Genomic DNA, 10,274 nt, shown 5'->3' with positions numbered 1-10,274 from the left:
GGACAACTGAATCCCTGCATTGTTCAGCACGCTGGCTCATGGTTTAGACGCCTCGCCGGGCCCTTTTTCACTTTGCGTGCTTATCCTGGAGACAGGTCGTTGTACTTGGTGTAGGGTTGCCACCGACTGTAACGAGTAAACGCCTTACCGATAAGACGATTAGTCTGAGAATCTGAGAATACGAAAACCTTTATGAATCCCGTACCCGCACAGCGTGAATATTTTCTTGACTCCATCCGCGCCTGGCTGATGTTGTTGGGTATTCCCTTCCATATCTCATTGATCTATTCCGGCCATACCTGGCATGTGAACAGCGCCGAGCCCTCATGGTGGCTGACTCTGTTTAACGATTTTATCCATTCATTCCGGATGCAGGTCTTTTTCGTTATTTCCGGTTATTTTTCGTACATGTTATTCCTGCGTTATCCATTGAAACGCTGGTGGAAAGTACGCGTTGAGCGCGTAGGCATTCCGATGCTTACGGCTATTCCCCTGCTGACATTGCCGCAATTTATTATGCTGCAATACGTCAAAGGAAAAGCCGACAGTTGGCAAACGCTTTCACTGTATGAAAAATACAACACGCTGGCCTGGGAATTAATTTCTCATCTGTGGTTTTTACTGGTTCTGGTGGTATTAACAACCGTCAGTCTGTGGTTATTTACCCGGATGCGAAAAAACCTGGAAAGAGCGGAAAAAAAACGGCTGGCCGCCGTGTCGATGGGCAAACTGACGCTCATCTTTTTCTTACTGGGTATAGGTTATGCGGTGATACGGCGGACGCTGTTCATTGTTTACCCACCCATTCTTAGCGACGGCTTGTTTAATTTCGTGGTGATGCAAACGCTCTTTTATGTGCCTTTCTTTATGTTGGGTGCGCTGGCCTTTATCTCACCTGAGCTTAAAGCGCTTTTCACCACCCCTTCCCGGGGATGTACGCTGGCGGCGGCTTTCGCTTTCATCGCCTATTTGCTGAATCAGCGCTACGGCAGTGGCGATGCATGGATGTACGAAACGGAATATGTCATCACCATGGTGCTAGGATTATGGATGGTCAATGTAGTGTTTTCTCTCGGCCACCGTTTACTCAATTTCCAGTCAGCCCGCGTCACCTATTTTGTGAATGCGTCACTGTTTATTTATCTGGTACACCATCCGTTAACACTGTTTTTCGGCGCCTATATTACGCCACATATTACCTCGAATCTGTTGGGCTTTATCTGCGGGCTGATCTTTGTGGTTGGCATCGCACTGGTATTGTATGAGATTCATTTGCGCATTCCGCTGCTTAAATTCCTGTTCTCCGGCAAACCGCCGGTCAGACAGGAACAAAGCAAAAAAGTGACCGGCTAATGCCTGCGACCACGTTAAAGCAGCCACTCGACAGGCAATAGCGTCGCCAGTCGCACCAGAACCCGCTTCCAGAATCCTGTGGCGGGTTCTTTTTTTAACACCAGTTCTTCGTCCTGCTGCCGATCCACCCAGTTAATTCGCCCCCAGCGATCGAGGCGTAATTGCCAGGCCGCATCGCGTTGACTCTCAATGAACCGGTTATGGATAAGCGTCGCCAGCGTCTCGCTTTCAATCACAAATCCCATTTCCGTGTTCAGCAACGTGGAACGGGGATCAAAATTCAGTGAACCAATAAACACCTTACGCCCGTCAATACTGAACGTTTTGGCATGCAGGCTGGAACCGGAGTTCCCCGTAAGCCCCCTGTCGTGCAGTACCACCTGACGTTCACGCGTCGGCTTCAGTTCATAGAGCTCGACACCATAACGCAGTAGTTTCTTCCGCCAGCGCGCATATCCGGCATGTACCACCGCGACATCATTGGCGGCTAATGAATTGGTGAGAATCGCAATTTTGACGCCTTTACGCACCAGTTTCAGCAACTGCGCGACGCCTGCACGGGTCGGGACAAAATAGGCAGAAATAATGTCAATCCGCTCCGTCGGCGAACCCATCACGTCAAACAGTCGTTGTGGCAGTATAGAGTGGCGCTGCGCTTTCCCCTGGCCTTTTAAGGGATCGTCACTTAACAGCCGGGTCTTCGCCCAGATAAGCGGTAGCGTTCCGCGATCGAGATGGGTCATAAACGGGCTGGTTTTCAGTTTATGCTGATATCGACGGGTGATGGGATCGTTGTACCAGGCGTCGGGTAGCTCAATGCGTTCGGTGATCTCTTGCTCGGAAAGTGCCAGTACCGATTTCAACGTCGAAACCGACGCGCAATGCCAGTAGCGTTCAAAATCCTCAGCAACCTCCCTGACGACGGGTCCGATGGCCATCACGTCCAGATCGGAGAACAGCGGCTCCTCGCCCGCGCCAAAATAGGCATCGCCAATGTTTCGCCCGCCTACCAGGGTGACAACACCGTCTGCGGTATAGCTTTTGTTATGCATCCGTCGGTTTAGCCTGGCGAAATCGGTCAGATAACCCAGCATCCGTAGCATGCGAAAAGAGAAAGGATTAAACAGGCGAACTTCAATGTTGGGATGGGCATCGAGCAGTTGCAGAGTGTCATCCAGCCCTGGCGTGTTGTTGTCATCAAGCAACAGGCGCACATGGACACCACGTTTCGCCGCCGCCAGAAGAACAGCGAACAGCAGTCGCCCGGACATGTCGTCTTCCCAGATATAGTACTGAACATCCAGCGTGCGCTCCGCCATTTCCGCCAGCCGGTAACGGGCGGCAAAGGCGTCCAGACTGTTATCGAGCGCAAGAATGCCGCACTCTCCGGGGTGATTGTCGCACAGAGGACGCGTGGCGCGGGCGAGGCGAGTCAGCTCATTCATCGCCTTGTTGGGTAAGTAGACGCTGGTAGAGTCGGGTTGTTTCGTCATCATAACAGACAAAGTATATCTGCTCAGGCAAAGCGCGGCGGGTAATAAATTCCGAAACGGTTTTTAGCGCAATTTCTGCGGCGGCGGCTCGCGGATAGCCGTAAACTCCGGTACTGATTGCCGGAAAGGCAATGGACGCGTAGCCATTGGCCAGCGCCAGATTCAGGCTATTAACGTACGCATCCTGTAGCAGTTGCGCTTCGTTATGCTCGCCGCCACGCCAGACCGGGCCGACGGTATGAATGACCGCTTTAGCGGGGAGGTTTCCGGCAAGCGTGATCACCGCATGGCCCGTCGGGCACTCGCCCTGCTGCTGTCTGACTTTCATGCAGGCTTCCAGTAAGGCGGGGCCCGCAGCGCGATGGATTGCCCCATCAACACCTCCGCCCCCCATCAGCGAGGCGTTTGCGGCATTGACGATGACATCAACCACGACTGTGGTGATATCCCCCTGGATAACATGAATACGCGATTCCATAGAACCTCCTTGCGTCACTCTATTCTGTAAGTGTACAGCAGGGGATACCCTGAAATCGCTTTTTTCGTCTGTTTGTCTGAATGACCTGTTTAGCGGTAGCTGATGTTCATCACCGCCAGTTTTTTCTTCTCATCCAGATAGTGCAAGTTAACTGCGGCGATCTGTTTGAAGTGCTGTGGTGCTTTTAGCAGTTCCTGGGGTGAGTAATAGCGGGTTTGCGTGCGCCCCGTGTTATAGCACGACATTGCAAGGCGCTGTTGCTCCAGACTCACATTGCAGGGCGGTTCTACGATTTGACCGGTGAAGTGAATCACCCCGCCCTGTCCTCCCGCATCCGCCATTGCGGTAAAAGAAAACAGGGCAAGAAGCGCGAGCAGCGGAAGGCTTGTTTTACGCGTGACAGATAACAGCATGATGCTTTCCTCAATGAGTATTCATCCTTGAGGGGTGATGTATTCCCTGACGGCGACAGGCCCGGGAGTCACGCATTCCGCGTCACTCTATTCATAGTTCAGCCACCTCGCTTCTGCCAGCATCGACGCATTAATTGTCAGTCAGTTATGACGATTTCACAGAGGGCGGCCACTGTTGCGATAAATGCAGAGACTGGCCGTCAGAAACCGTAACCACGATTTTGACGGTGTCTTGTGCAGAGATATTTAAACTGAGTCTGGTCAAATCAATGGCCTGATTAGCGGGTAGAGACAGGGTCTTTTTCTGTCGTGACTGACTTTGCCCCGCCACACCGTCACGAAGGGCTAAAATCTGCACCTGGCACACACAGGGTTGTGTCAGGGTGACCTGCGGCGTAATCGTGTAAATGTCGCCTTGCTGGGTGGTTGCAAACGTTATCTGATTAGAGAGCGCCGCAAGGAGTAATAAGGTGTTCATGATGTCCTCCCGAAAAAAAACAGGGCTTTCGCCCTGTTTATCGTCAGCACATAAACTGAATTAGTACTGATTAGCGGTGGCGTTGTTGCCAAAACCAACCTGATGCACAAGAACGCTGGAATCGGACGCAGTCTGGTTCACCAGCGCGGCGTTATGTCCACCATACTGGCTCACAGTAATGTCCGAATTTTTGCCGTTCCACTGATCGATGGTGGCGTTGTTTTTGAAGCCGTTTTGAGTCAGATCGATGGTGCTGTTATCTGAGCCCTGGCCCACGTCGGCGCCGTTACCAAAGCCATTCTGATGAATGGTCGTATCAGATTTACGAGCGTCGCTTTGCAGCGCAAGCGCGGCGTTGTTGACCCCTGACTGATAAATGCTCAGGGTCGATTCCGGGCCGGAACTGCTCCCGCCGCCGCCACCGCCGCCGCCGCCCCATTGCGGAACAGAACCAGCCAGAGCACTGCCAGAAACCACGATTGCTGCAAATGCTGCCACTTGTAAAAGTTTCATGGTAAACCCCCATCGGATTGATTTAAGCGTCGTCAATGGATTAGCGTTGAATAACGCGAATTGCCATTTGCGACTGTCTCTGCACTACAACTGCTGTTTTTTGCGTACCATACTGAGTAATATTTGCTTTATTTCCAGAACCTTTCTGGATAATCATCGCAGTATTACCGTAATTACTTTGCGATATACTGGCATCATTGGAATGACCCGACTGAGCAACATACGCAAAATTATAAGCTCCTGATTGGTCAACTTTGGCCCGGTTACTTCCACCTTCTTGTGAAACTACCGACAAAAGTTTAGAGCCCTCCTGGCGTATCTTTGCACTATTATTCGTGCCCACTTGACCAATAATGGCTGCCTGATTAAATGAAGACTTACTTAATTCATTTACCGCAAAGTTATATTCGGAATGCGCTAAATCATAACTTGTTGCGGAAGCAATTCCAGGCGCACCCAGTACTGTTAACATCATAAATAACAATTTGTTTTTCATGTTGTCACCCTGGACCTGGTCGCACATCGAGAAAATAACGTTCTCATCAATTTGCCTGTTAACGCTAAACGTAATTTGTTAACGTCGCGTTACGATGAAGAGTATGTCTGCGGAAACATTTTAAATAACTCACCCGCCAGTGGTATTTTTATATTTTCGCTCACACCAAAGTACTAAACAGGGCAGGAATAGCCTGTTATTTGCGCTTATTTTATTTTCTTCATGATTATCGGTCGTGCTTTTTCTCGCCGTCAGTCAGCAGGCTGTAAAGTGGACTTTCCAGGCTATGTTGTACGCTCGAAGAAGAGAGAGATGAGCAAGTCGTGACAAGGCTCGTTTTTTTCGTCATCAAAATGCACGACGCCGGCGAATGTCATCACTGAGCAATTCCCACACCGATGAAGTACCAGAGAGAATAGTGTTTATTACTTTAAATTCAATTAATTAATATAATTTGTATGATTTTTTAAATCTGTGCAGTAAAGGCTGGATGTACAACTTTACTATCAAATCTAAACTTAAAAAAAGCCTTAAGATAATAAATTAATATATATTTTTACATTCTGTTACATGTTTAACACTTGCTTTAAGATTTGTAATGGCTAGATTGAAATCAGTTGTAGTTCATTTGTATTAATATTTGCCCCGTTCGGGCTGATTCTTATTTTACTACACACAGCAGTGCAACATCTGTCAGTACTTCTGGTGCCTCATTTCTGCAGGCAACTGTCAGATGTGCGACTAAAAAAGTGGGGTTTCATCATGTTTAATGAATTCCATAGTATTCATGGTCATACATTATTGTTGATCACCAAACCATCCCTGCAAGCTACAGCATTATTGCAGCATTTAAAACAATCTCTGGCCCTCTCCGGAAAACTGCATAATATTCAGCGTTCTCTGGATGATATCTCCTCCAGCTGCATTGTTTTAGTCGATATGATGGAAGCGGATAAAAAGCTCATCCATTACTGGCAGGATAACTTAAGTCGGAAAAACAATAATTTAAAGACGTTATTGTTGAACACGCCTGATGATTATCCCTACCGGGATATTGAAAACTGGCCGCATATCAATGGCGTTTTTTACGTAGCGGATGACGAAGAGCGTGTCGTAAACGGTTTGCAAGGGATCCTGCGGGGAGAATGTTACTTCTCACAGAAACTGGCCAGTTATCTGATCACTCACTCAGGTAATTATCGCTACAACAGCAGTGAGTCAGCCCTCCTGACTCATCGCGAAAAAGAGATCCTGAATAAGCTGCGTATCGGCGCCTCTAATATCGAAATCGCACGTTCACTGTTTATCAGTGAAAACACGGTCAAAACGCATCTTTATAATCTTTTCAAAAAGATAGCTGTCAAAAACCGTACCCAGGCGGTTTCGTGGGCAAATGATAACCTCAGGCGATAACGCCATGAAACGCTATTTAACCTGGCTTGCAGCGGCGCAGTTGCTGTTCGCTGCCAGCACGACGCTGGCTGTAGAAGTTGAAGTTCCTGGGCTCTTAACTGACCACACGGTTTCGTCTATTGGCCACGATTTTTATCGTGCGTTTAGCGACAAATGGGAAAGTGATTATCCAGGCAATTTGACCATCAATGAGCGACCCAGTGCACGTTGGGGAAGTTGGATCACAATAACGGTTAATCAGGACGTTATATTCCAGACTTTTTTATTTCCAACGAAAAGAGACTTCGAAAAAACTGTTGTCTTCGCGCTGGCACAAACTGAGGATGCCTTAAACCGACGGCAAATAGATAAAACGCTATTGAGCACCGGCGATTTAACGCATGACGAATTCTAAAAAATGATTTTTGTCCGGAGGCTGTAATGCGTGTCAAACATGCAGTAGTAGTACTCATGCTTATTTCGCCATTAAGTTGGGCCGGAAATATGACCTTCCAGTTCCGTAACCCTAACTTTGGTGGAAACCCCAATAACGGTTCTTTTTTACTGAATAGCGCCCAGGCGCAAAACTCTTATAAAGATCCCAGTTATAACGACGATTACGGAATTGAAACTCCCTCCGCGTTGGATAACTTCACTCAGGCCATTCAGTCACAAATATTAGGTGGGCTGTTGACCAATATTAACACGGGGAAACCCGGCAGGATGGTGACCAATGATTTCATTGTGGACATTGCTAACCGGGATGGTCAGTTGCAGCTAAACGTCACGGACAGGAAAACGGGCAAAACATCGACGATCGAAGTGTCGGGTTTACAGTCGCAATCTACCGATTTCTAAGTACCGCCACGTAAGGACAATCATCATGCAGCGCTTACTTGTATTCGTCGCCGTCATTTTACTGAGCGGATGCTTAACCGCCCCGCCAAAAGAAGCCGCTAAACCGACCTTAATGCCCCGTGCGCAAAGTTATAAGGATTTAACGCATTTACCGATTCCAACGGGTAAAATTTTTGTCTCGGTGTATAACATTCAGGATGAAACCGGGCAGTTTAAACCCTACCCGGCCAGTAACTTCTCAACAGCCGTCCCACAAAGCGCCACTGCGATGCTGGTCACCGCACTGAAAGATTCCCGCTGGTTTGTTCCACTGGAGCGCCAGGGACTGCAAAACTTGCTGAATGAACGTAAGATCATTCGTGCCGCTCAGGAAAACGGGACTGTCGCCATCAACAACCGAATCCCGCTACAGTCGCTGACGGCGGCAAACATCATGGTTGAAGGGTCGATTATCGGCTACGAAAGTAACGTGAAATCCGGCGGCGTCGGTGCGCGTTACTTCGGTATCGGCGCAGACACGCAATACCAGCTTGACCAGATTGCGGTGAACCTGCGCGTAGTCAACGTCAGCACCGGTGAGATCCTCTCCTCGGTCAACACCAGTAAAACCATTCTGTCTTATGAAGTGCAGGCTGGGGTGTTCCGCTTTATCGATTATCAGAGACTGTTGGAAGGTGAAATTGGCTACACTTCCAACGAACCGGTGATGTTGTGCCTGATGTCCGCCATTGAGACGGGCGTCATCTTCCTCATCAACGATGGTATCGATCGTGGGTTGTGGGATTTGCAGAATAAAGCCGATCGCCAGAACGACATTCTGGTGAAATATCGTCATATGTCGGTACCGCCGGAATCCTGATGATCAGGATAAAAAAAAGCGTGAGGATTTCCTCACGCTTTTTTATTTTCCGCAACGGTTCGCGTACTGTGTCTTTCTCGCCGGGCCGCCAGCCACAGTCCACTATTTTTCATGGCATAGCCAAAGAGCAAACCGACCGCCAGTGAAGGCAAGACCAGTTTCCAGTCTCCCTGCCCGGCAAACGTGGCGCATGCACCGATAAATGTGCCTGGCACAAATGACAGTAAAACTTGCTTTGCCTGGATACACATCAGGAAGGCCACCACGCCGGTAATCACATAACCCACCAGTTCGAGATGCGGCGTCAACGCGCTACCGTAAATAATGACCAACGCCCACACCACGCCGCTCAACAGCGTGGAGGCCGAAATGGCCAACCCCTTTAACCCACCCTGCGGACAGGCGAAATAGGCGGTACAGCCTAAAAAGCCAGCCCAACTGAGTAAGCCAAGAGACACGGCCACCCATCCCCAGATACCGGAGAGAATGCCCGTTGTGATTGCAATGGAAAGAAGTATGTTCATGCCGCGCATGATAGCAGAAAACGACAATATGAATGAGATCACGCACACAATTTATGCAATGATTGAATCAAGTTGCATACAAAAGTGATGCGTATCACAATTATTCATCAGTCTCTTCTTCCAGTTCATCCCACATCGCGCCAATGGCATCGCGTGTTAACGGCGCCATCGTTCGCCAGAAAGGGGTTGCGGCGTGCGCTTCCACTTTACCGAGGAAGGTATCACACCACGGAATGATGTAGTCCGCGAACAGAGTTTCCTGCGCCTCGCTTTCATCCTCCGCAGACTGATCTTCCAGCCAGGAGGCGGCCAGCAGCAACGTACCAATATGATCGGCTGGCGTTTCGCCAAGCGGCATACCCCGTGCAGAAAGGAAGGAGCGCACTTCTGATTCTGTCGCCCCTTCCACCCACGCGCTGCGATACGGTGGCACCGCGCACTCCGCACCGACAAACAGCGCGTTGTAATCCGCCGCCAACGGGGTCATATCACAGCTTTTCTGCAGACGCGCTAACAGTTCATCTTGCTCAAGCGGCCAGCTCGCCTGGAGTTTACCCTCGCGAATTAGGGTAAAAAGCGGAACCAGCAAAGGATCCTGCGGTTGACGGTAATACAGCGATCCCAGTACGCGGCACAGGATTGAAAACTCGTTCATCAAAATATTCCAGCTCGTGGTAGTTAAAGTTCAGCAAATTCAGGAATCGGCGCCATTCCGCGTGATTCCAGGAAATTGAGTAATCGCTTCGGGGTCACGTTCAAAATACGATCTTCCGGGAAATTCACTTCTTCGATAATTTTCAGACACTCACCGAAATCGCCCATTGTAAAGGCGGTATGAGAATCTGAACCCAACGCCACCCAGCCGCCAGCATCGCGTACCGCTGCCGCTACCGCGCGACAGTTTGCTTCACTGCCTTTGCGTGAATGAAGGAAGGAAGAGTTGTTAATCTCCAGTGCAACATTGTATTTTGCCGCAGCCTCAGCAATTGCCGTGATATCAACGGGATACTTCGGGTTTCCAGGGTGGCTAATGATATGCACAACGCCGCTCGCCATGGTGGCGATCATCGCCTGCGTATTGGTGGCTTCATCGTGGGGGGCGAAAACCGGCTCATGGAAGCCCGCGATGATCAGATCCAGTGAGGTGAGCATCGGCCCGGTACAGTCGATTTCACCTTCGATATTTTTGATATTTGCCTCAATGCCTCGCAGGATCCCGACCCCATCCACCACGCGCGGCCAGATACGCATATTGATGAAATGCCAGTGGTGTGGAGCATCCGCCATGTCCGGACCGTGATCGGTAATTGCGAACAGTTTCAGTCCCTGACGCTTCGCCTGGGCGATGTAATCGCTCAGAGTACTATAAGCATGGGTGCTGGCGACGGTATGCATATGCAGGTCAACGGGATACATG

Annotated in this window: 14 protein-coding genes; 5 read left to right on the top strand and 9 right to left on the bottom strand. The window is 49.6% G+C overall.

Going from position 1 to position 10,274, the window contains the following annotated elements; translation table 11 throughout:
• Window positions 1–192: 192 nt before the first annotated feature.
• On the top strand, window positions 193–1,353 hold the full coding sequence (gene mdoC / locus KI228_RS08965; RefSeq protein ID WP_044266051.1) for a glucans biosynthesis protein MdoC: 1,161 nt from the start codon (window positions 193–195) through the stop codon (window positions 1,351–1,353).
• A 14-nt stretch (window positions 1,354–1,367) separates the two neighbouring features.
• Here mdoC and KI228_RS08960 read toward each other — a convergent pair whose 3' ends face one another.
• The 6 genes from KI228_RS08960 to csgB all read right to left on the bottom strand — a co-directional run bounded on the left by KI228_RS08960 (window position 1,368) and on the right by csgB (window position 5,224).
• The gene (locus KI228_RS08960) at window positions 1,368–2,849 is read right to left on the bottom strand and encodes a phospholipase D family protein (protein WP_141227497.1); all 1,482 of its coding nucleotides are present in this window, start codon (window positions 2,847–2,849) and stop codon (window positions 1,368–1,370) included.
• Window positions 2,791–3,324, bottom strand: a complete 534-nt coding sequence (gene ymdB, locus KI228_RS08955) for an O-acetyl-ADP-ribose deacetylase (protein WP_044266056.1) — start codon at window positions 3,322–3,324, stop codon at window positions 2,791–2,793. The genes KI228_RS08960 and ymdB overlap by 59 nt, the downstream gene beginning before the upstream one ends.
• Before the next feature lie 89 nt (window positions 3,325–3,413).
• Window positions 3,414–3,737: a type 1 fimbrial protein gene (locus KI228_RS08950; protein WP_044266059.1), complete on the bottom strand. Its 324-nt coding sequence runs from the start codon at window positions 3,735–3,737 to the stop codon at window positions 3,414–3,416.
• 145 nt (window positions 3,738–3,882) lie between these two features.
• Complete coding sequence (gene csgC / locus KI228_RS08945; protein ID WP_043001026.1) at window positions 3,883–4,215, bottom strand: curli assembly chaperone CsgC; 333 nt, start codon at window positions 4,213–4,215, stop codon at window positions 3,883–3,885.
• Window positions 4,216–4,275: 60 nt separating this feature from the next.
• On the bottom strand, window positions 4,276–4,728 hold the full coding sequence (csgA, locus tag KI228_RS08940) for a curli major subunit CsgA (protein WP_044258048.1): 453 nt from the start codon (window positions 4,726–4,728) through the stop codon (window positions 4,276–4,278).
• Between the two features lie 40 nt (window positions 4,729–4,768).
• Window positions 4,769–5,224 (bottom strand): curli minor subunit CsgB, encoded by a 456-nt coding sequence (gene csgB / locus KI228_RS08935; protein WP_043001954.1) that lies wholly within the window; start codon window positions 5,222–5,224, stop codon window positions 4,769–4,771.
• Between the two features lie 762 nt (window positions 5,225–5,986).
• Between csgB and csgD the strand changes: the two genes are divergently transcribed.
• From csgD to csgG, 4 genes are read left to right on the top strand one after another with little or no spacing between them, the layout of a single operon-like run.
• Window positions 5,987–6,637, top strand: coding sequence for a biofilm master transcriptional regulator CsgD (gene csgD / locus KI228_RS08930; protein ID WP_043001028.1), 651 nt, complete (start codon window positions 5,987–5,989; stop codon window positions 6,635–6,637).
• A gap of 4 nt (window positions 6,638–6,641) precedes the next feature.
• Window positions 6,642–7,031, top strand: a complete 390-nt coding sequence (gene csgE / locus KI228_RS08925; protein ID WP_044268773.1) for a curli production assembly/transport protein CsgE — start codon at window positions 6,642–6,644, stop codon at window positions 7,029–7,031.
• Window positions 7,032–7,057: 26 nt separating this feature from the next.
• On the top strand, window positions 7,058–7,474 hold the full coding sequence (csgF, locus tag KI228_RS08920) for a curli production assembly/transport protein CsgF (protein ID WP_044258050.1): 417 nt from the start codon (window positions 7,058–7,060) through the stop codon (window positions 7,472–7,474).
• Between the two features lie 25 nt (window positions 7,475–7,499).
• A complete protein-coding gene (csgG, locus tag KI228_RS08915) occupies window positions 7,500–8,333 on the top strand; it encodes a curli production assembly/transport protein CsgG (RefSeq protein ID WP_044258051.1) in 834 nt (277 codons plus the stop codon).
• Between the two features lie 32 nt (window positions 8,334–8,365).
• Here the strand turns inward: csgG and KI228_RS08910 are convergent, their stop codons facing one another.
• The 3 genes from KI228_RS08910 to KI228_RS08900 form a co-directional block, all read right to left on the bottom strand.
• Window positions 8,366–8,857, bottom strand: a complete 492-nt coding sequence (locus tag KI228_RS08910) for a DUF1097 domain-containing protein (protein ID WP_043001032.1) — start codon at window positions 8,855–8,857, stop codon at window positions 8,366–8,368.
• A 100-nt stretch (window positions 8,858–8,957) separates the two neighbouring features.
• On the bottom strand, window positions 8,958–9,512 hold the full coding sequence (locus KI228_RS08905) for a TorD/DmsD family molecular chaperone (RefSeq protein ID WP_043001033.1): 555 nt from the start codon (window positions 9,510–9,512) through the stop codon (window positions 8,958–8,960).
• A gap of 23 nt (window positions 9,513–9,535) precedes the next feature.
• Window positions 9,536–10,273 (bottom strand): phosphatase, encoded by a 738-nt coding sequence (locus KI228_RS08900; protein WP_043001034.1) that lies wholly within the window; start codon window positions 10,271–10,273, stop codon window positions 9,536–9,538.
• Window position 10,274 lies beyond the last annotated feature (1 nt).

It is taken from the genome of Citrobacter amalonaticus (assembly GCF_018323885.1).
GTDB classification, from domain to species: domain Bacteria; phylum Pseudomonadota; class Gammaproteobacteria; order Enterobacterales; family Enterobacteriaceae; genus Citrobacter_A; species Citrobacter_A amalonaticus.
Note: the sequence above shows the minus strand (reverse complement) of the source record. Positions and strands in the feature narration are given on the sequence as shown.